This is a genomic window from Fibrivirga algicola (assembly GCF_011742925.1).
Classification (GTDB): domain Bacteria; phylum Bacteroidota; class Bacteroidia; order Cytophagales; family Spirosomataceae; genus Fibrella; species Fibrella algicola.
In genome coordinates this window covers 46,339-69,739 of sequence record NZ_WAEL01000004.1, presented here as the reverse complement: position 1 = coordinate 69,739, position 23,401 = coordinate 46,339, and the positions used below count along the sequence as shown (strand labels likewise).

23 protein-coding genes are annotated in these 23,401 nt (G+C 53.6%); 4 read left to right on the top strand and 19 right to left on the bottom strand.

Features of this window, described 5'->3' with window-relative positions; translation table 11 throughout:
- Nucleotides 1-43: 43 nt before the first annotated feature.
- Nucleotides 44-1,303, bottom strand: a complete 1,260-nt coding sequence (locus F7231_RS11675; RefSeq protein ID WP_166692028.1) for an aspartate aminotransferase family protein — start codon at nt 1,301-1,303, stop codon at nt 44-46.
- Nucleotides 1,304-1,431: 128 nt separating this feature from the next.
- On the opposite strand from F7231_RS11675, the gene F7231_RS11670 reads away from it, so the two are divergent.
- A complete protein-coding gene (locus tag F7231_RS11670) occupies nt 1,432-2,562 on the top strand; it encodes a hypothetical protein (protein ID WP_166692027.1) in 1,131 nt (376 codons plus the stop codon).
- Here the strand turns inward: F7231_RS11670 and F7231_RS11665 are convergent, their stop codons facing one another.
- The 5 genes from F7231_RS11665 to F7231_RS11645 all read right to left on the bottom strand — a co-directional run bounded on the left by F7231_RS11665 (nt 2,563) and on the right by F7231_RS11645 (nt 7,298).
- A complete protein-coding gene (locus F7231_RS11665) occupies nt 2,563-3,780 on the bottom strand; it encodes a hypothetical protein (protein WP_166692026.1) in 1,218 nt (405 codons plus the stop codon).
- Between the two features lie 109 nt (nt 3,781-3,889).
- Complete coding sequence (locus F7231_RS11660) at nt 3,890-4,696, bottom strand: type 1 glutamine amidotransferase (protein WP_166692025.1); 807 nt, start codon at nt 4,694-4,696, stop codon at nt 3,890-3,892.
- A 14-nt stretch (nt 4,697-4,710) separates the two neighbouring features.
- Nucleotides 4,711-5,811, bottom strand: a complete 1,101-nt coding sequence (locus tag F7231_RS11655) for a carboxylate-amine ligase (RefSeq protein WP_085413808.1) — start codon at nt 5,809-5,811, stop codon at nt 4,711-4,713.
- Between the two features lie 63 nt (nt 5,812-5,874).
- Nucleotides 5,875-6,879 (bottom strand): ABC transporter ATP-binding protein, encoded by a 1,005-nt coding sequence (locus F7231_RS11650; RefSeq protein ID WP_166692024.1) that lies wholly within the window; start codon nt 6,877-6,879, stop codon nt 5,875-5,877.
- Between the two features lie 26 nt (nt 6,880-6,905).
- Nucleotides 6,906-7,298 carry a hypothetical protein gene (locus F7231_RS11645; RefSeq protein WP_085413810.1) on the bottom strand — a complete coding sequence of 131 codons (393 nt, stop codon included), beginning with the start codon at nt 7,296-7,298 and terminating at the stop codon, nt 6,906-6,908.
- Nucleotides 7,299-7,619: 321 nt separating this feature from the next.
- Between F7231_RS11645 and F7231_RS11640 the strand changes: the two genes are divergently transcribed.
- From F7231_RS11640 to F7231_RS11630, 3 genes are read left to right on the top strand one after another with little or no spacing between them, the layout of a single operon-like run.
- Entirely contained in the window at nt 7,620-7,910 is a 291-nt protein-coding gene (locus F7231_RS11640) for a PAAR domain-containing contractile injection system baseplate protein (RefSeq protein WP_085413811.1), read from the top strand.
- A gap of 5 nt (nt 7,911-7,915) precedes the next feature.
- Nucleotides 7,916-8,791 (top strand): TssN family type VI secretion system protein, encoded by an 876-nt coding sequence (locus F7231_RS11635; RefSeq protein WP_166692023.1) that lies wholly within the window; start codon nt 7,916-7,918, stop codon nt 8,789-8,791.
- Nucleotides 8,792-8,833: 42 nt separating this feature from the next.
- Nucleotides 8,834-9,985 carry a hypothetical protein gene (locus F7231_RS11630; protein WP_085413813.1) on the top strand — a complete coding sequence of 384 codons (1,152 nt, stop codon included), beginning with the start codon at nt 8,834-8,836 and terminating at the stop codon, nt 9,983-9,985.
- 46 nt (nt 9,986-10,031) lie between these two features.
- On the opposite strand, the gene F7231_RS11625 is transcribed toward F7231_RS11630, so the two are convergent.
- The 13 genes from F7231_RS11625 to F7231_RS11565 all read right to left on the bottom strand — a co-directional run bounded on the left by F7231_RS11625 (nt 10,032) and on the right by F7231_RS11565 (nt 23,377).
- On the bottom strand, nt 10,032-10,418 hold the full coding sequence (locus tag F7231_RS11625; RefSeq protein WP_157510663.1) for a hypothetical protein: 387 nt from the start codon (nt 10,416-10,418) through the stop codon (nt 10,032-10,034).
- A gap of 531 nt (nt 10,419-10,949) precedes the next feature.
- A complete protein-coding gene (locus F7231_RS11620) occupies nt 10,950-12,230 on the bottom strand; it encodes a hypothetical protein (RefSeq protein ID WP_166692022.1) in 1,281 nt (426 codons plus the stop codon).
- A gap of 54 nt (nt 12,231-12,284) precedes the next feature.
- The gene (locus F7231_RS11615) at nt 12,285-12,482 is read right to left on the bottom strand and encodes a LapA family protein (RefSeq protein ID WP_166692021.1); all 198 of its coding nucleotides are present in this window, start codon (nt 12,480-12,482) and stop codon (nt 12,285-12,287) included.
- A 5-nt stretch (nt 12,483-12,487) separates the two neighbouring features.
- Nucleotides 12,488-12,973 (bottom strand): hypothetical protein, encoded by a 486-nt coding sequence (locus F7231_RS11610; protein ID WP_166692020.1) that lies wholly within the window; start codon nt 12,971-12,973, stop codon nt 12,488-12,490.
- Nucleotides 12,974-13,846, bottom strand: a complete 873-nt coding sequence (locus F7231_RS11605) for an OmpA family protein (RefSeq protein ID WP_166692019.1) — start codon at nt 13,844-13,846, stop codon at nt 12,974-12,976.
- A 30-nt stretch (nt 13,847-13,876) separates the two neighbouring features.
- Nucleotides 13,877-14,284 (bottom strand): type VI secretion system tube protein TssD, encoded by a 408-nt coding sequence (gene tssD / locus F7231_RS11600; RefSeq protein ID WP_085413819.1) that lies wholly within the window; start codon nt 14,282-14,284, stop codon nt 13,877-13,879.
- A 34-nt stretch (nt 14,285-14,318) separates the two neighbouring features.
- Nucleotides 14,319-15,698: a DUF5458 family protein gene (locus F7231_RS11595; RefSeq protein WP_085413820.1), complete on the bottom strand. Its 1,380-nt coding sequence runs from the start codon at nt 15,696-15,698 to the stop codon at nt 14,319-14,321.
- 52 nt (nt 15,699-15,750) lie between these two features.
- The gene (locus tag F7231_RS11590; protein ID WP_085413821.1) at nt 15,751-16,203 is read right to left on the bottom strand and encodes a hypothetical protein; all 453 of its coding nucleotides are present in this window, start codon (nt 16,201-16,203) and stop codon (nt 15,751-15,753) included.
- Between the two features lie 180 nt (nt 16,204-16,383).
- Nucleotides 16,384-18,951: an ATP-dependent Clp protease ATP-binding subunit gene (locus F7231_RS11585; protein WP_166692018.1), complete on the bottom strand. Its 2,568-nt coding sequence runs from the start codon at nt 18,949-18,951 to the stop codon at nt 16,384-16,386.
- Nucleotides 18,952-18,998: 47 nt separating this feature from the next.
- On the bottom strand, nt 18,999-21,425 hold the full coding sequence (gene tssR, locus F7231_RS11580) for a type VI secretion system protein TssR domain-containing protein (protein WP_166692017.1): 2,427 nt from the start codon (nt 21,423-21,425) through the stop codon (nt 18,999-19,001).
- Nucleotides 21,426-21,438: 13 nt separating this feature from the next.
- Nucleotides 21,439-22,296: a PKD domain-containing protein gene (locus tag F7231_RS11575; RefSeq protein WP_085413824.1), complete on the bottom strand. Its 858-nt coding sequence runs from the start codon at nt 22,294-22,296 to the stop codon at nt 21,439-21,441.
- A 13-nt stretch (nt 22,297-22,309) separates the two neighbouring features.
- On the bottom strand, nt 22,310-22,846 hold the full coding sequence (tssO, locus tag F7231_RS11570) for a type VI secretion system TssO (protein ID WP_085413825.1): 537 nt from the start codon (nt 22,844-22,846) through the stop codon (nt 22,310-22,312).
- A 57-nt stretch (nt 22,847-22,903) separates the two neighbouring features.
- On the bottom strand, nt 22,904-23,377 hold the full coding sequence (locus tag F7231_RS11565; RefSeq protein ID WP_085413826.1) for a type VI secretion system TssO: 474 nt from the start codon (nt 23,375-23,377) through the stop codon (nt 22,904-22,906).
- Nucleotides 23,378-23,401: the final 24 nt, after the last annotated feature.

Below are 23,401 nucleotides of genomic sequence, written 5' to 3'. Positions count from 1 at the left end.
TGTTCTGCTTTATTGGAATATAGCCTAGTTGAGGTAGCCGAGATCAGGCTTCTACTTCCAATGGCTGGTGAAGCGCCACACTGTCGATGCTGGTTAGAATGGTCTGGCAGGCTAGCCTGATTTCGTTGTCGGTGATGGTCAGGGGCGGGGCAATGCGCATGGAGTTATTGCAGAATAGAAACCAGTCGGTGATGATGCCTAATTCACCGTTCCGCGATTCGATGGCCCGGTCGATGACTGGCTTGAGCACGTCGAATGAATCGAATTCGGCGGCCAGCATCAGGCCTTTACCACGTACCTGTCGAATTAGCGGGTGTACCAGCAGTGAGCGAATTAATTGCCCTTTACGTTCCGCGTCGGCATACAACTGGCCGGTGCGAATCGTTTGTAGCGTAGCCAGCGAAGCCGCACACGATACCGGGTGACCACCAAATGTAGTGATGTGGCCGAGCATCGGGTTGTTCTTGATCACGGCCATCAGGGGCTCGGGCGCCATAAACGCGCCGATCGGCATACCGCCGCCCATCCCTTTGGCGCTCAACAGTATGTCGGGAACTACGGCCTTTCCTGATGGATCAATCCCCTGAAAAGCCCAAAAGGAGCCGGTTCGTCCAAAGCCAGTCTGTATTTCGTCGAAGATGAGCAACGTACCTGTTGCGGTGCAACGCTCGCGAACGGCGTGCAGGTAGGCGGGGTCTGGTACACGAACACCTGCTTCGCCCTGTATTACTTCCATGATAACGGCCGCTGTACGTGTAGTTATCCGGTCAATATCAGCCCATTCGCCATGCTGAATGTGCCGGATGTCGGGGAGGAGAGGGCGGTAGTTGCGCTTAAAATTTTCGTCGCCGCTTAGAGATAACGCACCCTGCGTTGATCCATGGTAGGCATTGTGGCAGGCGATTAGCTCAGTTCTACCGGTAAATCGCTTGGCAACCTTCATGGCCCCCTCAACGGCTTCGGCCCCTGAGTTGGTGAAGTACACGTTGTCAATCCGGCCATAGGGAGTAACTGCACCGTCGAGCGAATCGACCAGGGCGTGGGCGAGCTCGGCCTGCGGGCCCTGAACATACTCACCATATACCATCAGGTGCATGTACTTATCGAGTTGCGCCTGAATGGCTGCCAACACGGCCGGGTGTCGATGCCCGACGTTGCTCACACCAATACCGGAAATCAGATCCAGGTACGTTTCGCCGTTGGGGCCGTATAGATAAACACCTTCAGCCCGCTCAATTTCCAACGCTAAAGGGAAATCGGTGGTCTGTGCAATGTGCTGAAAGAATAGTTGTCGATGTGTCACGCTTTTAGTCGCAATAGAAGTAGTTTGGCGTCACAAATAAGGTCATTCTTATGGCCGATCTGGTGGCGTCTCTGTTCGGGAAACGGTGCCAGATTGGCTGCTCCCTCTTCCTTTAAACCAAGCTCTTGATGAAAACAGTTCTTCTTTTCGTTCTTCTGCTGGTATCTGTTATCAGCCGGGTCGATGCCCAGCAGATACCGGTTGATACAACCAATGGTAAATCGTATTTCATTTTGTTGAAGGACGGCTCGCACATTCAGGGCCGAATTGTGAAACGGGATAGTACGATTTATACTGTACGTATGAGAAACGGGCAACTCACGTATGTAGAGAAAGAGTTGTTTGGGCGGATCAGTAATATTGCCCCCGTAACCGGTGATTCGCTGATGTATATTCAGCAGCCAGGGTACGGGGCTGCGCTAGCGTCACAGCCTGCACAGAGTACAGTGTCGCCCAGCCAGTATGTGGTCACACTTGCTGATGGGACAACGTTGAACGGGGAAGTCCTCAGCCAGGATGCCAGCCGGGTAGTACTCAAAACGACGACCATCGGCACTGTATACGTACCTGCCGATCAGGTGATTCGTATGGAGCGTGTTACCTCGGCCCGTACGTCGACCAATGTTCGTACTGGTGGGTCGATGACCAATCCGAATATTTTTCCGCAATACCTGAATTTCTTGCCAACGGCTTATCAGGCAGAGCGCGGACGTGTATATTATCGAAACTCGTTCGTCTATGTTAGCCAGTTCGATGTGGGACTGACTGATAACTGGAGCATTGGTGCAAGTTTCTTTACGTTCTTGCCCAGCCTGTTTGGCTCACTGTCAACGAAAGTATCACTTCCCCTTTCGCCCCGGATTCGCGTCGGTGTCCAGGCCCAGCTTGTGTATGGATCACTCTTTAACCGTACCGCTTCGACGGGCCTTCTGCAAGGCATCGTGTCGGTTGGCGACTCGCAAAACAACGTAACAGTGGGCGTGGGGTCTGGTACCAGTGCCGACTCGTTCGGCCAGCTAATATCAGTCAGTGTAGTTCGGAAATTACGGCCATCACTTTCTTTTATCACCGAAAACTTAGTCATCGTCGAACGATACGGATTGTCGCTGGGAAAGTTAGGGGCAGGTATTCGGTTCGATCGGGCACGTCACTCGTTCGACCTCTCATTAAACATACCGTTTGGTCCCGACGGAATTACGTCGAGTTCGTCTCTATTCATCCTCCCATCTGTTAGCTACCAGATACGCCTGGGAAGGTAACTAGCGTTCGAAATAAGCAATGGTGCCACCTACCCAATCAAAGTCTTTGTTAAAGCGCACACCGATCATCTCACCCCGGCTTAATCGAGCTAAATTGGTGATCAATTGGGGCTTGTCCTCATTATCGGGCCAGATAAAGAGCAGGCGGATTTCGCATTTTACCTGACCATCGGGGGCCGTGATAACCGGCTCATAGCGTACTTTTCGCTGTAACAGATAGTTGCCGCGCTCCGACTCAGGAATGGCGTCAATGTCAGTTGCCGTGACGTTAATTTTCACGCCGCTACCTGCAAACGAGAAGAGCGGTTTCAAGACGTAATTTTCCAGATCGGATGGTACGCCGCCTTCTGAGTCTGTGAGATCGCTGAGGTAATGGCTTTTGGGTACGTATGGGCTGTCTATCAACGGCAGGGTAAATTTGCTGATCCGGAAAAACCAGTTTGGGTGACCGACCCAGTCTACATCCACGTCGTCTGTGAGCCTGAACTCCGTTTTCAGATCGGGCATGGCGGTCAGTTCGTCAAAAATCAGGCGATTGTAGATGCGGCGAATGGTAATTTCTCGTCCGTCTTTTTCGTAAAACAGCTGGCGTCCCCGCTTTCGGATCTTGGTCAGGCAAACAGCGTCAATGCCAATGTACTGTTTCGTCAGGGCAAAATCGATGCGGGTTTTCTGTTTTTCCGGATAAATTTCCAGTAAGATCACTTCTTCAGGGTCACAATCGCCAACGATCAGCTCGCGCAGCTGGGCAATGTAATCGGCGTTTGTTGCCACCCCAAATAAATGGCTGACGGTTTCGGGTATGGTAAAATGCGCCCTGAAACTATCTGACAGATAGGGCTGAAAACCGTAGAGAGACGGAAAACCCTGAAGTTCGATTAACTGTGGCTCAAGCTCACCCGTTTCCGCATCCCGGCACACGGCGAAATCGACCGCCATGAAGGTGGTGTGGCTCCCTGTTCGTTCGCCGGGTACGTACTGATCGGCCGGAATAGCTGCTTCCGTTTTCTGCTTAAAGTCAGGCTGCGTAATCGTACGAACGATATCATCACAGGCGATCAGCATTTTTTCGGTAAGCTGCCTGGGCACAAACACCGGTGTTTCGGCTACTCTGAAATCCAGCTGGCCCGGGTGGGCGGCGTGAATATGATTCAGGAACGCCTCGTAGCGATCAGGGCTGAATTGCGCGTTGTAGGCAGTGCGGATGGAGTCAATCATAACAGTATCGATAACCCTGCTGTGGGTAATGAAGTACACTTTTCACCAGGAGATCGGGCATGTAGCACTAAAAAGGCCGGTAATGCTATCCCGAAGTAACCTGTTTACGTTAAGCAAGGGAAAACTCCCGGATGGCGTGCCGCAGAAAACCGGGTAGAATGACCGATTCAGTTAGGGCGATCTTCTGCGGATCTTGCAGGTAAGCAACCATCTCGTCGTATTTAGCCTGACCGTAGTTGGCAATTATCTGGGTACGTTTCTCTTCCTGCAAAAAATAACGAAGCATCCCCTCGTCATCGGCCTCAGGGTGAAACTGCGTGCCAATAATTTCATCGGTAAACCGGATCGCCATAACTGCTCGTTCCAGATTGACGTGTGGACGAATTTTTTCGAGACATAGGAGGCGTGCTCCCTGGGCTTCAAATTCGTCCATCTTAGGCTCTGTCAACTGGTAGTCCCGGGAATCGACAGCGTAGAATGGCTCGGCAAGTGCGCTGAACAAAGGCTCATTCATGCCTTCATCAGTGCGATGCATTGGGAAAATCCCAAACGACGTTGATTTTCGTCTGCTGATTGTACCCAGGTGCATATGCCCTGCCACTAGCTGAAACGAATGACAGATCAGAAACAGATGCTTCTTAGACTCGTGCGTAAGGTTGTGTTCAAAAATGGAGTCGATCAGCTCGAAATACGGAATTTCCCAGGCCTCACCTAATGGAAGGGGAATGCCCGGGCCACCCGTCGAAATATACGCGTCGTATGACAGATCGGGCAGTTCATTGTTGGCCCGAACGTTAAAAACCGTGTAAGGTAATGACACACCGTCGGTAGTTGCTACCGTCTGAATGGCGTGTAAAATACAACGCATGCCTTCGTTGGCTACGTTGTCGTACATATCTAAAATGGCAATTTTCATCGTATAGACTCTAACTACCTGACGCCGAATGAAGTTTCCCGCACGATGTAATCAACGACTGCTTTAAGGTCATTGGTCTCATTGTAGACGGCCAGCTGACGGTCGGCACCAGTGCCATTCTTGATTATTTCATGCACATACGCACATTCTTCACGGCTACCCAATTCGTCAACAACATCATCGACAAACTCCAGCAATTCGTAGATCAACTGGTGGGTTGGCACTTCTTCCTGCTTGCCAAAATCGATCAGTTTTCCTTCAATGCCGTATCGGGCTGCCCGCCATTTGTTCTCGGCAATCAGCACCCGGCGATAGGGGCGAAAATTGAGGTTAGCTCGCTGTAGCTTATAAATCTTTGCCACCAGCGCCTGCATGATGGCCGCCAGACAAATCGTTTCGTCGACTCGCATGGGTACGTCGCAGATCCGGAACTCGATGGTATCGAAGAAGGGGTGAAGGCGGATATCCCACCAGATCTTCTTGCCATTGTCGATACAGCCCGTTTTTACCAGCAGGGCAATGTATTCGTCGTACTCGGCGGCGCTGCTGAAATAGTCGGGAATACCGGTGCGGGGAAATTTGTCGAACACTTTGGAACGGTACGACTTAAAACCGGTATTACGACCGCACCAGAACGGTGAGTTGGTCGACAGCGCGTAGATGTGCGGCAAAAAATACCGTACAGCATTCATAATCTGAATGCCTTCATTGCGGCTGGCGATACCGACGTGCACGTGCATGCCAAATATCAGGTTGGAACGGGCCACATCGCGCATTTCTTCGATAAGCCGGTCATACCGTTCGTTGGGCGTGATAAGCTGGTGTTGCCAATCAGAAAAAGGGTGTGTGCCCGCCGAGGCGACGTGTAGGTTTTGCCGATCGGCCAGCTCGATTATCTCGCGCCGGAGAAAGGTTACTTCCTGCCGGGCCTCCTGGATGTTGTGACAAATATTGGTGCCCACTTCCACAACAGCCTGGTGCATTTCAGCCTTAACACGTTCCTGAAGGATTATCTGCCCACCATCAACAAGTTTCGACATGTGCGAGCGGAGCTCGCGGGTTTCGGGATCAATGGTCTGGAATTCTTCTTCAATCCCAAGCGTGAATTCGGGCATAGTTTCCTAATTAGTGTATAAAGGGAAAGTTAAGCGATTCAACCCAAACGACCAATCTTAACATTAGCCTATGGGCATAAGTCGGTCACCGGCTAGGCACATACGTACCTCATCGCCAATCTGCACATCGTCGCGTTCGGTTAGCAGGCGAAGGGAGACGTACCGGTTAATCTTTACATCCAGCTCGCTTTGCCGTCCCTGAAAAAATACGCCCTTTACTTCACCCATCACGGTCCCATCACTGGTTAGACTGATATGCTCGGGGCGGAGGCCGAAATAGGCTTCGGGGTCACTGACGGGGGGTAAGCCGAGCGCGGCCAGGTGTTTACCCCGTATGGTGTTTACCGGCCCGGTCATCCGGGCGGCGTAAATGGTTTTAGGGGTAAAATACACTTCGCGGGGCGTGCCTACCTGCTTCAATTGCCCTTGCTGGATAATACCGATCTGGTCGGCAATAGATAGGGCGTCGGTGGCATCGTGGGTCACAAAAAGGCAGGCAGGTGGAGGTTGCGAACCCGTAGGCTGCCGAACCAGTTCGAACAGTAAGTCGCGAATAATAAGCCGGTTGGGTAAGTCAAGGTGGCTAAACGGCTCGTCGAGCAGCAACACGCGGGCGGGTTCGGCAATGGCGCGGGCAATGGCCGTACGCTGCTTTTCGCCGCCCGATGCTTCGCGCGGTTTGTGGTGTTGCACCGATTCCAGCCGACAGAGCTTCAGTAGTTCATCAACGCGGGCGGTTCGGTAGGTACGTTCGTAGAAGCGAAGGGCGTAGTTGATGTTTTCACGAATAGAGACGTTCGGCATCAGTTGATATTCCTGCGGCACCACCCGAATCTGTGGGTGCCCGGCTACCAGCACGTCCTTAGGGCCGGCAATGCGCTCACCGTCCAGCCGGACTTCGCCCCGGTCGGGGTCGAGCAGCGCGGCAATCAGGTTCAGCAGGGTGCTTTTACCGGAGCCGCTGGCGCCTACGAGGGCCATAATCTGTCCGGCGGCCAGTGTCAGTGACACATTTCGAACGGCAGGCAGGTCGGCAAACGATTTGGAAAGATGGGTAGCTGTCAGCATATCGGGGCAAGTTAAGCCCGGATTGCTTATTGTACGTAGGGGGTAATGAACGCGTAGAACTGCTGACGGACAGTGATGAACTGCTGTTCCAGCATCTGGTAGCCACTCCGCATGCGCCGGTGCCGCTCGTCGATCTCTTGGCGACGCTGCCAGTTGGGGATCCCTTTAGCCGTCGATTGTTCCTCCATTTCGATCAGCTCGGTAAGTTGGGCCATCTGTGACCGTAAACCAGTGAACCACTGGCGAAATGAACCGGAACGACTCACAATCTCGTAGTCGGCCGTGCTGTCACATACATACGACAACAGGGAGTTGAAATACGATTCCTGATCTGAGTACAGGGCAAGTGCCTGTAACCACTGTTGATGTTCGTGCTGATAAAGCGAGAATCGTTCTGTGGGTTGTTGAGTAGCCGTCATGACAAGTTGCCCTTACTATGGCTGTAAGTTGGACGATTATTTTAAAAAGAGGAAGGATAAGTAAAGCTATATAATAAAAGGACTATTCGGTAAATTTCTATAAAATCTCCCGTTTTTATAATCTAACGGTACCCTCGTTAACAGCTGTAGACTTATCAACGGGAGACAGTACCCGGTCCAAGGGCTTTCAGACAGGCGAAGTGTAGCGCGTCTAGTAAATATTTGAGATACAAATAAACTAACTATTTAACTTGCTGAATACGTAAATGAACAATACGTTACACTTCCTCTTACGCTTTATGTCTTAACAGACCCGCTGCAATGCCACCAGCTGCCCGATTAACTGATCTGACCACATGCCCCATGACAACCGGCCCGGTACCGCATGTTGGTGGGCCTATATCTGGCCCAGGCGCACCAACAGTGCTCATTGGTAAACTGCCTGCTGCCTGCCTGGGTGACATGTCTGTCTGTGTGGGTCCACCGGCGGCAATCATCAAAGGGTCGGCTACAGTGCTTATCTCGGGTCGTCCGGCGGCACGAATGGGGGACAATACTGCGCATGGAGGCGTCATTGTCTCTGGATTACCAACCGTGATGATAGGCGGTTAACGAGTATGGGGTCTCCAGTTCAATTTTTCCTGACGTACCTGCTGATACCCATCGCCACGTTGGTAATGGCTACGATACTGGCTGCTATCAACCAGAAGAAGGCTCTACTGAGTGGTCGTAAGTTGTTGATCAGCGTAGCGCAGTTTACGCTTCCAATGGCGCTGGCAGGGTTGTTCGGCATGATCGATCTGTGGTTTATGCCACTTTATTATTTGCTGATGGCCGTTGTGTTTTTGGTCGAAGGGATGTTGTATGTGCGGCAGTTGCGCTCGCTGATGGGCGATGAACATCGTACAGAGCCGCTCTTTGTCAGTCTGTTAACCATTCTCATCCTGCTGATGGGCGGCTACGCGTTTGGGTGGGTGTTCAATTACTTCAGCACGCTTAAGTACGGCTTCTGGGCGGCCACCTGTGTCATTCCTTTCGCTGTACCGCTCGTGTTTGCCCGCACCTATGATGCCATGCTCGCTATACCCAATGAAGTGCACAAAGTATGGTATTACCCACGACAGGCCAGAGAAATCGAATTTGAGGGGGTGGATTATTACCGGCTTATGATCCTGGAAGTGGAACTGCGAAAAGACCCGGCTAACCTGACCGAAGGCCCCGTAAAAGTAAAGGCACGGGCCACTCAGGAACTGTCTTTCGGACTCTGGTTTCAAAAGTTTATTGACGACTATAATTACAAGTTTCCGAACGATCCAATCATTACCGAGACGCCAGATAAGGTAACATATGGTTGGCTGTTTTATTATGTGCGTCCATCGCTGTTTAGCCTGCGACGGTATATTGATTTTGATGTGAGTGTGGCAAAGAACCGACTAAACGAACGGCACACCATCCAGGCCAAACGGGTAGAGGTCCACCAACAATCTGCGTAGCCTTGTCTTTATCCGCTATTTACCAACTTAGCCCTTTTTCCGATGCTCGTTGCCCGCACCTACCACCCCGTTAACTGGGTAAATGGGATGAAGCTTTCGCAAAGCCATTTCTTGGATACCGATCAGAACGTTCAGGATATGGTCCGGGACGCACTATCTCTGTTTCTGACCAATTATAACTACGGTCTACTGCCACCCGAGCGAGGCAGTGTATCGTCGAACGAGATTGAAATCCTGGAGAAGATCGGCAACCATGTCGAGGTGCGTCTACTTCGGTGTAACGCCATCACGTCGGGCGGGTGTCGGGTGGCCATCAATCCGGAGGTTCTGCGTTTTCGGACGCTGACGGCTTCTTTTGCCGTAGAAACCGAGCTAGATGATGTCGATCGGCCACCGTATGACATTGTGCTGCTGGTAAATCCTTTCGAGCGGGTGCCCATGGGTGAGCCCGATCCCGAAGAGTCGCCCCTGAGACATCCGTTTACCGACACACATTATCAGCTACAAGCTATCCCGACGGCCCAACTGAATGCTGATGAACTAGGGCAGCATTACCTGACCATCGGCCGGGTAGTTTGCCGGGAGGGTAGGTACATTGTCGAAGAAGGATTTATTCCACCCTGCACCAGCCTGGCCAGTCATCCGCGTCTGATGGCCTATTATAAAGCGTTTGGCTGGAGTCTCAACGATCTGCAAATCAGTTCGTTTAAGATTGTCAGGAAGGTATTCGACCGGCATCAGCCATCAGATATTGCCAAAAACGTGCAGATGTTATGCGTTAAACTGCTGGACTCACTTGGGCAACTGTTTTTTGAGTACCGGAACCTGGATTATCAACACCCACCAGTAAAAATTCTCGACTATTTTGCCAACCTTACCAGTTTGGTCTATACCAATCTGTATTGCATACCAACGCGCGAGAAAGAGGAATTACTTCATTATTTCTACGAGTGGACCGATGTGACGCCGAATCACTTTGAGGGGATGCTACTTAGTCTGCTCGAACTGGATTACAACCACAATCGGATTGGCGAGGCTATGCAGCGTGTTGAAACATTCCTGGAAGTGATGACCCGCCTCTGGAACAAGCTGAGCACGCTCGAATACATTGGTCAGCGGAAAGACAATATTGTCGTCCGGGAAGAAGCGGGTGACCGCCCGGCCATCCGTCGCGGTTGGAGCGTACTCGACTAGAGGTAGTGCTTCTTAGTCAACAGCCGGTGGTACACGTTGCTTACGATCAGTAAGTTGCCCGGAACGATGCCGTAGTGCCAGTAGTTTGTCCACCCGAGAAATGCACTTCAGCGCGGCGACACCAATCCTTTATCTTGACCAGTTCGTTTGCTTGCCAGGAATCCGGGTTTTGCAGGCGCTCGTGCAGTTTATCCTGCGTAAGCATGGCTGCCTTCAGCAAGGGCTTTTTTTCTGGCTCAGGCAAATTAGCAATAGAAATTGCCAGATTTGTTAACCGTCTGGACACGCCGTCCCACAGGTTGAGTTTCACCGCAAACGCGTAGATCTCGGTTGGCTTCCATAGGTCCGGGTTTTGCTGACGACGAAGTTTTGAGTTACCGTAAAGGCCGGTAATCCGGCCAAATTCAGCCTTAGACATTGATTCAAAGGCCATAGATCGTAAAACAGCTGCCTGAAAGTTGTAGTATGACTGTAAGATCTGATAAATCTGTTGCATAGGTCTACTGCAGTAAAAACGGTGGTTGACATAACTGATTATAACGAATGCTGTACCTGGCGCATCGGAAACCGTGCTACAGGCATACCGAAGAAGTGCTTACGTAGAAGTACACCTCTATGTAGCAAAATCGTACAGATTCGATTATATCAACAACCACGCCGTTTTACATCGGCAGAGAACGCTCAAGCATAATAAATGTAAAAAATAGACACTTGTAGCCTTGAATCTGGTATTGAGGTAAGGGCTTGCTTAGGCATGTATATACTGAAAATCGGACGCTTATTCGTTGTAATATGCTGATAATCTGCTGTATATATTAAGGTAGGCTTTGCTTGATTGCCGGTACCTTCGGCGAAACCAGCAGTAAGTAGGTAAGGTAAAGAAAGCGCCGTCGGATATGGATAACGCAACCCTTATTCCGTTGGGAGTAACTGACTAACCTGATCTGAAACAGTTAACACGAGGTTAGAAGTCAACTACGGTGTGGCGATCACCCGTGTTGATGTTGTGCGCAAAACGATACATCCGCAAAGCGTAGTCTTTCCAGTTTCGATAGGGCAATATGGCTTGACGCGCCCTGAACTCAATAATAACGCCCTGATGGTCAGTACCACCGTAGTGGATCGTATCCGTAACGTTACCTAGCCCGGCTAGTCCGCGAAGCCGATGACCAAGCCCGGGGTTACTATCCAGGAAATGGGCGATATTTTCGGGGTGAAGCGCGTCAACGGGGTTTTCTTCGGCGCTGAACAAGTCCCTGTTCTGGGTCATGCCAACAAGCCAGTTCTTTCGTTTTATCGGTATCTGGACTTCTGACCCGGAAGGCAGATTGTCCCGGTCACTTATTTTGTAATCGATGATGAGCCCTTCCGGATCAACCGCTCTACCGTGCACCAGGGTCATCAAATCAGTACAGATATAGGATACCCAGTGATCAGGATGCAGACGATAGTATGCCTGTTCGATGGCAGGTAACTGATTAAACAACGTCGAGAATTTGGTTCTCGACATCATAACGAACATATACTTTACTGCGCCGATCTTGTTTTGATTGGGCGAAATTCCTCGTTTCAGGTACGTTAAAATGAGGGTCAACAGCCCTCTCATCACCGCACTCGGTTTATGCGTGGGCCAGTTCGAATCCCTCATGGCGGCGTGGTGTAAGGTTACCCGCTGGGTGGTTAGGGCGTAGCCTGTTTTCCATTGGCTAAACATCTGATCGGCAGCCGCAGTGGTTGGGTCACCGAGTAATCGCCACAAGTTGCGGATACGCCCCAGCCTGAAGCCCAAACTGGCCTGAGGAATGGCTGCAACATCGATGTCTGACAACTGACAGTAAATCACAAACGGAATCTGGACCTGGTTGAATGAGAAGGCCCCTGACAGGAACTTCAGATCAGCAGATCGGAGGATGAGGGTATTCCGGGCATTATGGCTCAGTCCAGGCCGCCAGGTCTGGTAAGTGAAGGCCCAACTCGACCGCATCGTTCTGAAGGCCGTCACAATCCGGTCGACGAAGGCAGTAAGCTCATCCATCCGCAGGCCAAGGATGGTTTCGCCCGAATCGTTTTCGGGGACGGCATCAACCACAAATTCAACTTCGTCGCCATCGACGGTCATCTTCCAGCCTGGCCTCGTCAGCAACACAGCTGCTTTGGGTAGGAGGGGTGGATGCTGGGCACCGTTCATGATTGGTGCATCACTGTATACTTTCCAGCCGGTTGCGAATTCAAATCCCGCTGCCATTTTTGTTAAAAGGTTAAGTGTAAACGAGGGATAAGCGTATTGATCGACTCCGTATTACTTACCGACTTGAACTGCCGGTTGCTGGCGGTTCTCCAAATCGTCTAAATCCCGTTTGGCTTCCCGAATGCTGTTTTTTACGCGCCTCAAGGCCGCGCGGGCACGTACCCAGGCAATGCTATAGCCAATCAGGAAAGCAGCCAACAGCAGCAGGCTTATTTCGGCGAAGGCCACCCAGGGCGAAAGTGGATTCATGAGCGTCAGAATTGTGTACGTTCGGCTTCGACCAGGCCCCGGCGCATTCGTCCCTGCCAGGCACGTAGCTCACCCCACTGCCCTTCATGGGCCAGCCGTGCCTGTGCTGGCCATGTAGCCGGGTCAAACGGGTGCATTAGTGGGCCGTTATCCGTCAGTATTCGCTGAATTGTTGCCGGCGACTGCCGGGCCAGATGGGCAAACGTACGAATCCCCGTGTGGTGCAGAATTTGTTCAACGGGCAGTGTGATGCCCAGCAACTCGGTGAGCCGGTCACTGCCAGGGAGACTGTCTAAATCAACCTCAGCCCTACGTTCTTTCCGGCGTTTGTCAATCAGCCGTTGAAGGCGCTGCAGTTCCTGGAGAAAGGCTAATTGCTGCTGTTTGTAGACTTGTTTTCCAATGAAATAGCCAAGCACCAGAGCGCCCTGAAGCATCAGGAAATGCAGCAGGCTGGCATGAAGTAGGTGAAAAGGATTGAGCTGAAACATTTAGTACCGTTTTACCACAACCGTTACGCGTCGGTTGGCCAGACGACCCTCTGGGGTTGCATTCGAGGCAATTGGCTCGGTGGCACCACGTCCCTGCGGAAGAATACGGCTGGCTTTGGCACCCGCTCTCACCAGAAACTGACGGACCGCCGCCGCCCGCCGGGCCGATAATCGCTGGTTGGCCTGCAACGAACCCACACTGTCGGTATGGCCCGTAACGCGCAATGCTGGTCCCCGTGGCTGGCGCAGGTACGTTACCGCATCGGCCATAAATTTGTCGGTTTCTGCGGTACGAATAAAGGTGGTCTGACCGCTCTCGAAGTACAACTCCATAGGGTGAAAGAGATCGATATACCGCTGGGCATCGGCCAGTGAACGGGCTGTGGTTGGCGACGCTTTTGCGAAAACAAGCGTTAAACCACCCGTTGAATCCGCCACATACCTGAGGCCCGGTACTCGCTCGCTGCCCATTTGTACCTGTCCCGCCCCAACACCATGAGCTAGTAAACGCTCAGACAAGGCCTGGGCGCGGGCTTTACCCAGGTCGGGAGCTACCGTGGCGGAGGCTTCATCGAGGGTATACTGACCCGTAATGGCAATGGCTAGACCCGGATTGGCAAGCAGATAAAGACTAAGCCGGTCAATACCGGTAGCAGACGACTGGCTTAGCTCGCTGCCCGCCCGGCTAAATAAAGCGCCTGGAAACGTAGTTTGCCAGTCGGTGCCGTGCTGAAGCAGGAGAGGCGGTAACGGCTCTACCAACTGCTGACCCACCCGCTTAATATACAACAGGTGTACCGCCGCTGACCCAGCCCACCAAATACCAACCAGGAACCACAAGGCGGTCAGGCGGGAAATGAAAGGCTGGGTCATTGGGGTAACTGAAAGGGAGTAATTCGCGGTCTATTTGAACGTATCTACCGGCCAGTCATTCACCTGCTCAGCTTCACCGTTCTTAATTTTCTGGGCGTGTACCGTGATGCCAAGTGTAATATTGTCGCCTCCGAATGCCGAGAAGCTCTCGCTATAACCCGTCAGGAAACCATCGGTGAAGACGATATCTTTCAGCTTGCCGCCATCCTCTTCGCTCTTGCTGATCGTGATGGTACCCGTGGGAATGGGAATATGCCCCTTGTTCACCATCTGAACGGCCAGATCGGTGGTGTAAGGCGCGTCGATGGTCATGTTCAACTCACCACCCTGTACGTTACCACCGGGACGACCTTTGCTGTCTACACCACGATTGTATCCAATGCTATACGACAGAACGTCGTACTTTGTGCCGGCGATATCTAAAACTGCTTTTGCCATTTTTTTATAAAAGTTAAAGTGAATAGGTTATTTGTTAGGCCATTACGCCGTAGTCAGATACCCACTCCGGGCTGTCTACGTCGTCGCCCCGGCGTCCGTCGAGACGAATAACGAAGCTCTTGGCTGGGAAATAGGGTTTGATGAACAGATCGAGGTGAATCAGGTCTTTGATGTGCTTATCGCGTTCGAAACGCATGATGCTGTGCTTCTCGATCAACCGGTCGGGCCCCATGATACCATCGAGAAACTGCACGATCTGACGGCGCAGATCGGCTTCCATACGAGGTGTCCAGTTTTCGAACGCCCGGCGGTTCAGGAAGTCGAACAACACTTTCACCACGTGGTCGAATACCCGCACTACCGAGTAAGTTTGCAAACCCGGGTTGTCGCCGTTGAACAGGGTTTTGGCCGAGAACGCCATCACTTTTCCGTACTCGAACACCATGGGCACCAGACCCAGCCGCTCCAGATGCGAGATTTCGCTTTTCTTCAGCGGGAAACGTACCCCGTCCACTTCGTTCATACCGCCGTGCTTCTTACCCGCTGTCACCTGCGACATCAGCGTGTAGTAGATCTTGCCGGCCAGTGCCGCCGAGGGTGGTACATACAGGTTGTCGGTTTCGCCAACCTCAGCTACCTTACCCCGGCCCACCATCCAGTTACAGGCCATGATCACATTAGAGCTGTGCAGGTCACCGCTGCTCATGTTGGCCGTGCTGAAGAGCTCAATTGTATCCTCCGGCGACTCCAGGTCGGCAAAGTCAGTAATGAGCATCACCTTGTTGTTGTGCGCCAGCCGGGCCCATTTATCCAGGATGCCGTTGGTCCGCATGAAACCGGGCACTACCAGCAACGAGTAGTTGGAGCGCAGGTCTAGGCGGTCGTAATTCTGCTTAAATTCAGCGGCAACGTGGTCAATAAATATCGGGTTGTCGAGGTCGGTTAGCTGAGCCAGCGAGGCATTCAGCACCGTTACGTTCGGCACCTTGTCGAGGTCGGTATTTTTGTAGAACAGCGACAGCGCGCGGTAGCTGCGTTCCAGCTCGCGGGTGCTATTGAGGGCACGGAGTAGATTTTTGCGGAGCTGCGCATTCGACAGGTTTGCTTTCTCTTCCGTTTTTTCCAGCATTTCCGTCTGGTTATTGCTCGACTCGAGGAGTTCGATCCAGAGGTTCAGCTTCTGCTTCAGCATCATCCGCTCCACCTTCTTGTTCTCGTCGGTCATGAAGATGTTTTTGCGGGCTTTTCGCTCAGGACTAATGTTCTGAATGCCGTCGATGAAGCTTTCAACGAACGGGAAGCCGCCGTATGCCGCCAGGGCATTTAAGCCGGGAAGACCGGTTGAGGGGGTGGCAACGGCCACCTCGGCGTGTGCAGCTTCGTCAGCCGATGCTGCTTTTTGTTCTTTTGCCATGAGGCAGGAATAGTTTAACCGTTAACGATTGGGGAAGATCAGATATAAGGGATTACTCGGTGTCGGCGGCGTCCAGCTCGCTGACAAGGGCTTTCAATGCCGACACAAGGGCCGCTTTCGCATCAGGATTATCGAGTGCCGTTTGCAGGATCCGGTGCCCTTTCAACCGACGGCTGATCTGGGTGTACTCGCTGTACTGACCGTCGAGCGAGCGCAGGAATGGGCTTTGCAGGCTAAGCGACTTAGCGCGGAAGTCAGCAATGCTACCAAACTTCAGATTCTCTTGTACGGGCGTGCCGTTCTCATCTTCAAACTCAACATTTACGTTGGGTTGGTAGCGATTGAAGACATCCTCTACCGTTTTCAGGCCCGTAACCAGCTCGGGAGTGACCGGTTCGTTGTCGGTGAGTTGCAGGGCCAGCAGGGTTCGGTTGAACGGAATATCGGCAATGCCTTCCGAGGCCATCGGCTTGATCTCGTTCCCGCCAATCTCATAGTTAAACATAGCAGTGACTGTTAAATTGTTGAAATACAGGTTAAATCTATATTCCCTACCAACGTACTGCAACACACTATCTTGACGTGTCTACCATTCAGTATATTTAATGTTTCCAAATATATTAAATGGTAAAATATTGATACGTCCAGTAAATATCTCAGGAAAAGATTTTGCCAGACTTGACAGTTACGCTTTTGTCGGTATCAGCCATTCAATCTGTCCGGCCTGCACCAGGTCGGGTATTTCGGGGTCTTTCACCACCTGCCAACTCAGTTCTCCATCGGGTCGAGCGGTGACACGCAGCCACTCCCCGGCATGGATTTGACCGGCAATGATCATTCGGGAGATAGGGCGCCGCAGTCGATTGCGGATCACACCAGCCAGCGGGCGAGCGCCATATTGCGGGGTGTAGCCACTGAAAGCAAGTTGCTGACGAGCCGCCGCATCGAGTTCGAGCCGGATGCCCTGCCGATGCAGGCTATCGGTCAGCTGGCGTAGCTGAATATCAAAGATGTGTAGTACGTGCTGCTCGGTGATGGGGCTGAAAGGAACGATCTCGGTGATGCGCGCCAGAAATTCGGGTCTGAACTTACCGCTCATGCGTTCCATCAGTTGTTGCGAGCTGGGAAGGCGTCCCTGCTGGAATTCCTGACTGATCCATTCGCTCCCAATGTTGGACGTGAAAATGAGCAGAGCGTTCGAGAAGTCACCTTCTTTGCCAAGCTTATCGTGTAGTCGACCTTCGTCCATGATCTGGAGAAACACGTCGAATATTGAGGAGTGGGCTTTCTCAATTTCGTCGAAGAGGACCACCGCATAGGGCTGCTGCCGGATTCGGTTAACCAGCAAGCCCCCTTCCTCGTAGCCAACGTACCCGGGAGGGGCACCATACAGCAATGCAGCGGCATGTTCTTCTTTAAACTCCGACATATCGAAGCGGATCATGGCGTGCTCGTCGTTGAACAGAAAATCGGCCAGTGATTTCGACAGTTCGGTTTTACCCGTGCCGGTTGGGCCCAGTAAAAAGAACGTGCCAATGGGCTGACCGGCCTTTTGTAACCCCGATCTTGATTCAAGAATCGCGTCGGAAAGGGCTTTGAGAGCGTGGTCCTGTCCCACCACCCGCTGCCGGAGGTGATCTTCCATTGCCAGCAATTTCTCTTTTTCGCGTTCCTGTACCTTACCCATCGGGATCCCAGTTTTGTAGGCCACCACGGCGGCCAGATCGGTTTTGGTGACGTGTGCCTGCCGGGCGTCGGCCAATTCGTGGAGGCGGGTCAGCTTGGCAGTCAGGTAAGGTAGGTAGGTGTCGGGCGTAACCAGCTCGGTAGGATCAACGGGGTCTTCCCATTGCCCCATCAAAACGGGACTGATTTGCTGCTGTAGCTGTTGATCGAACCAGCGGTAATCATCGAGGCGTTCTTCCGGGCTCAACTCGCTTTCATTGATCTCGGTCAGTGCTTTGTCAAACTGGCTCAGGTCAGAGCCGGCCAATTCGGTAACCGTACGGATGGCCGCCATGGTCCGGTCGAGCAGGTCGAGCGCGGCATCGGGTAGGCGGCGATCTTTTACGTATCGTTTAGCCAGCCGAACGCATTCGGGTACTACATCGGAGTCGACGGTAAGCTGGTGGTGCTTTTCGTACAGCCCAACTAGGCCACGAATCATTCGTTCAGCCACATTGACGGGCGGTTCGTCTACATTCAACAACTCAAAGCGGCGGCTCAGTGCCTGGTCGGGTTCGATCAGCTTACGAAATTCGTCACGTGTGGTGGCTCCGATCAGGGTAAGTTCACCCCGCGCCAGTTCCGGTTTGAGCAGATTAGCCGCGCCACCCCCTGCGCCCCCTTTCGGGTCAAGCAGCACGTGGATCTCGTCGATAAAGAGAATGCATTTCTCAAAGGCTTTCACTTCGCGTATCACGTTTTTGAGGCGGTCTTCTACTTCTCCTTTGTACGAAGCGCCCGCCAGCAGAGCACCGGGGTCCAGTTCGAGCAGGGTCGCACCTTTGAGCCAGCCAGGCACCAGCCCGGTAATAAGCAGCTGGGCCAGACCATCAATCAGGGCCGATTTCCCCACGCCGGGATCGCCGGTGAGCATAACATTGGGCTTGCTGCGACGCCCCAGAATCTCTACCATCATGCGCAACTCGCGTTCGCGGCCGACAATAGGGTCGAAATGCCCGCCCCGTGCCAGGGCCGTTTTGTCAGTGCAGTACTTTTGCAATACCCCGGCCGTAGCGCCTTCTGCTGCGGTGGCTGGAGTGGCGGTCCCTTCTAGCGTAACCGTTTTGGCCCCATCGCCGGGTGTCAGGGGTTTCATCTCGTTGAGGTATAGCCCCAGCAGATCGCGCTCCTGCAAGGGTAACGACCGTAGTTGTTCCGACGGGAAGCCGAGTCCGGGTTTGGTTAAAGCGGTTAGCACGCAGATAGGCTCCACTTTGTCGAGGCCCAGCCGTACCCGCACCACATCGGCTTCCTCCATCACCCGTTCTACCGAGGTATCACCCGATGGCTCATCGGGTGGAATGGCGACGCGTGTCGATTCTTCCATTCGTACTTCGGCCCACTCGCGCAGGTAGGGAACGTCTTTGTGCAGTGACGTCAGCAGCGTAGCCCCGGCTGAGTCGTTGTGAACAAGCGCCCGGAGCAGGTGTGCCGCCGAATACCGTTCGTTTCGGTACTCGCGGGCCAGGGATTGTGAGACGTGCAGGGCGGTTTGAACGGCTTCGGAAAGGAGGAATGAAGGAAGCATGGTGACGGTATAGTTAAAAGGGAGGTGTTAGGTATACTTCTTGGTAGTCAGTTGAATAGATCGCTGCTGAGCCAGTAATACGTGTGTCCGTTCGAGTTGAATCGGCTGTTCGGGAACGTTGGCAACCTGGCCAGGTAATCGCGGCGTTCGCGAAGCAGGTAGAGCAACCGGAGCCAAACGCCTTCACTGACCAGATCGGGGTCGGCCAGGGCGCGAACCGACAGACTGTTTAGGAGCTGGTGCCGACAGGGGAGGCCGGTCAGCGTGGTGAGCAAGTCCGCAATCGTAGCAGTGTCAGTTGCCGCCTGGCCCTGCTGTTCGGCCAGTTCATCGTACCGGCGAATCAGCTTCAGGCGGTCTTTCCCGGCCATAGGGTCCAGCTCGTCAGCCGCCAGGTGGTTGACCCACAGGTTGATTCGGTTTAATTCAGCCAGCGAAAGCAGGCGGACGGGCCGGAAGGCATTGGGGAGCGAATCACCCGTACGCACGTAGGCTTGTCCGTAGAAGGGGTACGCCCGATGGGCAAATAAGGCCGGATCGACACCCGCCAACGTTGGCTCCTGCCGGGCTTTCAGCGTCCGGTTCACCACTGGATTCAACCGACTTCTGAACAGTGACTGGTGCTGAAACGCCTCGTTCAACGCAGCGTCAACGCGGCGCGTGTCGAACCGCATTTGCTTGAGCAGGCTGTCGGTGACGGTATGCAACAGGCTGAATGGCAACTGTTGCCGCTTGCGGGGGAAAAGCACCCAACCCGGTGACATGCTGCCATTGGGGAACGCGAGCCGATAAATATTCGACTGGCCGTAGGTGAGGTCGTAACCAGGTCGGGGCACAACGAGGGCCGGGCTAACCAGCCGTTCGCGTTTGGGTTGGCTGGCTTCAATTGCCGATTGGAATACTAGCTGTTCGGCCTGCAACACATAGTTGTTGGCTACAGTATCGGCCGGTGCCTCTACCTGAAATGAAAGCAACCGGGCTTCCGATGCCTGCAAGCCATTTCGGATATCACTCAACTGAGAAATATCCCTGGTATCGCCACCAATGCCAACCAGCACAATGGCGTTGTTCTCGCCGGGATGGGCCGCCAGCATAGTCAATGCCCGCTCCAGCCCCGACCGAACGGGTTGGGCGTAGCCTTCGTAACTGGGTACGTTCACCGGCCTGGCCCGGCTCAGAAAATCGACCGACCGGGCAATATCGCGGCTGATGGGCAAGCTGTTGACGTACCCCGTGCGCGTGCCCGCCGCCGACTCGCCGGGCCGGTAGATCACGATGCCGACGCTGCCTTGCCGCTGATTGGTGGAATCGGCCAGTAGGAGGGCTGTGGCCTGAACGGTATTGACCAGATCACCCCAGTAGGGCAGCATAGCACGCGTTCCTTCTATGACGTACACCACGTTCTCTTGCCGCGACCGGGTACGCCAGTTTTGGTATTGCCGGTAGGTGAGACGCTGCCCGTTTACGTTCATTACGGCGCTATCGGTCTGAAAAAGAGGTAATAACGTACCCAGTTGCCACACCGTTTGTTTCCCGTTGGTGCTACAGGCCTGGAGCACCGGAAACTTAACGCCAGTTTGCTGCCAGGGGACTGATCCAAACCGGATGCTGCTTCGGTTCGGGCCGTTCTGCGACGAGTCAGGTCGGTTTTGCCAGGCGGCTTCGGCTGTGCTAAAGAACGGAAAAGCAGGCGGGTTGGGTAACAGGCTATCACTCTCCCAGAATAACCCGTTCCCCATGGGTTGCAGTGCTTCCGTGGGTGCCCAGCCCAGCAGGTGGTCGGTCACGCTATCGGCCGGAAACCAGGGCGACCGGCCCACCAGCGCATGCTGGCGACTATCCGAGAATTTATAGATATAGGCCAGATCGTAGAGCTTAAGCCCACGCCCAACGGGCTGCTGACCACCCGGCTCGGTATATAACCGAAGCGTGTCATGCGCCAGAAAAGGGGTCGGTTTTGTCAGCACATTACCGCTGGTGAGGGCGGCGCAGTACAGGGCTGGCTGGTTGCCGGTGGGGTCGGTCTGGGCTTTTGTGGTAGTCAGAAAAGCTGATTTAGGTGCCCAGCCATAGGCAACGGCCGACTTTCGATCCTTCAGCAACCGGGGGGTATACCACGTACCTACCTTCAGAGCAGGATCGTATTTTATCAGCTCCAGGTAGCCGTTTTTTTCGTCCAGCACATAAAAAGCGTCCCGAAAATTGATCTGCTTGTAGCGGGTGTTAGGTCGTGGATACCGATACGTGGCTATATTATTCCGGTCCGCATACACGATCCAGGGGCCAGCGCCCAACTCCGGTGGTTGAGCCAGCGTCGATTTCCCCCGGTCAAGTGCGGTCTGAGTTTGGGGTGAACGGGCAGGGGTTGGTAAAGCAGGTGTGCGCTTAAGCGTGGCAAAGGGGGGCAATACTCCCTGTGCCTGCCCGGTAAAGCCAGTAGTCAGCAAGAAGAGTATCAGGCAAAAAAGGCGCATACAGGCCGTGTGGTTATTTTTGGTGTTGAGTAACGGTCATTTTAGTCAGGCAACTGCCGTTGAGGCCACCCTCCAGCGCTACTGCGTCGATCTGGTTACGCCCCTCAAACTGGAGCGCCATGCAGTAGGAGTAGAAATCACGCACGGGCTGCCCATTGGCGACCACCGGGAAATCGGGATTGCCGCAGAGATAATGGCTGACCAGGTAGCTGTACTGCGCGTTGACCTGCTGCCCATTGGCGATCCGCTGCAACCGCCAGCGGATGTCTTCAGCCGTGGTATCGACGGGCATGGTGAAACGGCTGTATCGGGGCAGCACCCGAACGGTCTGGATTAGCGGTCGCTGGGTAATGTCGGTCGTCAGCGACACGGTGTACGTACCCGGTTTGACGTACGTATAAATGGCCGTTGGCTCCCGGGAGTCTACTAAACCGGTTTCGCCAAATTGCCAGGCGAATTTGCCTGCACTGGCCCCAAACGTGGTAAAACTCAGCTTTTCGTCCTGATACGCCACCGTCGGACCCAGCAGGCGGATCAGCGAGTCGCGGCGGGTGGGCGCGGGACGTACCCGAACGGCAAAGGTCTGCTGCTGCTTCCCATCAACCGTGAGCCGAATCTGATACAAACCGGGCTGGCTGTAAAAAAACTGCCCTTTAGCCTCGCCCGACTCCGAGCCCTGCCCAAACTCCCAGCGCCAGCTCGACGCGCCGTTGGTGCTGTCGGCAAAAAAGATCGGCTGGTTGACCATCACGCCCAACGGACTAACCCCCGCCCGAACCACTGGCCCCCGGTTATACCAGTAGAGCAGCCCGAGCAGCAGCGCTGTTACCACGAACGTGGCGCCGGTCAGTATCCATTTGCGTTCAAGCATAGTCGTTTACAACTTAGCGGGCGGGAAAACGGGGAAGCTGGCTGGCGGGTGCGGCAGCGGGGGCCGAGGCTGCCCCCGCCGCTACAGGCTGAAAGCCCACTTCGCATTCTTCCAGCTGCTTACTGAACAGGATTACGTTATCCTGCTTGGTCCAGAGTACGCGTTTGTCATCGTACATCATCCGGTAGAAATCTGCTGCCTGCGCAAATGCCCGGTACGAGGCCACGTCGGTGTTCTGGCTGTAGATTCGCCGGATGTCGTCAATCTGGTTATCAATGTCAGCCTCCACAAACAGGGCGGTCATGGCGGGGCGATAAGTGGCGATGGTACGGTGAGCCGAATCGAGGAGGGGCAGGTACCGTTCCTGTTGCTGAAGAATGGTCTGCTGCCGCCGTATCCGGTCGGCCAGGTACACGGCGTTACTGGTCGGGAAATCGTAGGAGCGGTACAGCACCCACCCGGCCAGCCCGCCCAGCAGCAACGTACCTGCCAGCAGATAGGCAAAGAGGAATTGCCGTTCGTTCACCCTGAATCCGAAAATGGTTATCATTCGTTGTTAAAGTCGTTAGGTAGCTAGTGGGTAATGGAATGCCTCTTTTTGTGACTGTCAGCGTGAAATCCGTTCCCGCTGTTCACAATTCGAGAGCTCGCGGCGGACACCCTGCACATTGGTCTCTACGCTCCGGATCGAGTCTTTCAGTAACAGCATCTGGTTGACGTACCCGTTAAGCTTCTGGTACACGGCAAATGCCTTTTCGTTGCCGGGATGGTCGGTAATCAGCTTACCGATTGATTCTTTCTGCTGGCTGATCAGCCGCTGCATGGGGCGGTCGTACCGGATCAGGTTGGTGTTGAGCAACCGCATGTGTTTATATAGGGAGTCGGTTTGTTCGGCCAGCTGACGCTGCACGTACAGTACTTCATCGTAGCGGGCCTTGTCGGCGCTGAGTTGGTTGATCTGCTGCGACAAGGCCCGTAAAAAGCCGTAGACACTGGCCAGCACCACGCCGATCAGCAGCACGAACCGCCAGAGAAAATGCCAGTAGGCCTTCATGATGGCCTGGTTATTTAATGCACGCATAGACCGTTTAGCGAATAATGCCCG

Coding starts and splice junctions, on each gene's coding strand:
- F7231_RS11670 (WP_166692027.1), top strand. CDS start 1,432: ATGAAAACAGTTCTTCTTTTCGTTCTTCTGCTGGTATCTGTTATCAGC.
- F7231_RS11665 (WP_166692026.1), bottom strand. CDS start 3,780: ATGATTGACTCCATCCGCACTGCCTACAACGCGCAATTCAGCCCTGAT.
- F7231_RS11660 (WP_166692025.1), bottom strand. CDS start 4,696: ATGAAAATTGCCATTTTAGATATGTACGACAACGTAGCCAACGAAGGC.
- F7231_RS11655 (WP_085413808.1), bottom strand. CDS start 5,811: ATGCCCGAATTCACGCTTGGGATTGAAGAAGAATTCCAGACCATTGAT.
- F7231_RS11650 (WP_166692024.1), bottom strand. CDS start 6,879: ATGCTGACAGCTACCCATCTTTCCAAATCGTTTGCCGACCTGCCTGCC.
- F7231_RS11645 (WP_085413810.1), bottom strand. CDS start 7,298: ATGACGGCTACTCAACAACCCACAGAACGATTCTCGCTTTATCAGCAC.
- F7231_RS11640 (WP_085413811.1), top strand. CDS start 7,620: ATGCCACCAGCTGCCCGATTAACTGATCTGACCACATGCCCCATGACA.
- F7231_RS11635 (WP_166692023.1), top strand. CDS start 7,916: ATGGGGTCTCCAGTTCAATTTTTCCTGACGTACCTGCTGATACCCATC.
- F7231_RS11630 (WP_085413813.1), top strand. CDS start 8,834: ATGCTCGTTGCCCGCACCTACCACCCCGTTAACTGGGTAAATGGGATG.
- F7231_RS11625 (WP_157510663.1), bottom strand. CDS start 10,418: ATGGCCTTTGAATCAATGTCTAAGGCTGAATTTGGCCGGATTACCGGC.
- F7231_RS11620 (WP_166692022.1), bottom strand. CDS start 12,230: ATGGCAGCGGGATTTGAATTCGCAACCGGCTGGAAAGTATACAGTGAT.
- F7231_RS11615 (WP_166692021.1), bottom strand. CDS start 12,482: ATGAATCCACTTTCGCCCTGGGTGGCCTTCGCCGAAATAAGCCTGCTG.
- F7231_RS11610 (WP_166692020.1), bottom strand. CDS start 12,973: ATGTTTCAGCTCAATCCTTTTCACCTACTTCATGCCAGCCTGCTGCAT.
- F7231_RS11605 (WP_166692019.1), bottom strand. CDS start 13,846: ATGACCCAGCCTTTCATTTCCCGCCTGACCGCCTTGTGGTTCCTGGTT.
- tssD (WP_085413819.1), bottom strand. CDS start 14,284: ATGGCAAAAGCAGTTTTAGATATCGCCGGCACAAAGTACGACGTTCTG.
- F7231_RS11595 (WP_085413820.1), bottom strand. CDS start 15,698: ATGGCAAAAGAACAAAAAGCAGCATCGGCTGACGAAGCTGCACACGCC.
- F7231_RS11590 (WP_085413821.1), bottom strand. CDS start 16,203: ATGTTTAACTATGAGATTGGCGGGAACGAGATCAAGCCGATGGCCTCG.
- F7231_RS11585 (WP_166692018.1), bottom strand. CDS start 18,951: ATGCTTCCTTCATTCCTCCTTTCCGAAGCCGTTCAAACCGCCCTGCAC.
- tssR (WP_166692017.1), bottom strand. CDS start 21,425: ATGCGCCTTTTTTGCCTGATACTCTTCTTGCTGACTACTGGCTTTACC.
- F7231_RS11575 (WP_085413824.1), bottom strand. CDS start 22,296: ATGCTTGAACGCAAATGGATACTGACCGGCGCCACGTTCGTGGTAACA.
- tssO (WP_085413825.1), bottom strand. CDS start 22,846: ATGATAACCATTTTCGGATTCAGGGTGAACGAACGGCAATTCCTCTTT.
- F7231_RS11565 (WP_085413826.1), bottom strand. CDS start 23,377: ATGCGTGCATTAAATAACCAGGCCATCATGAAGGCCTACTGGCATTTT.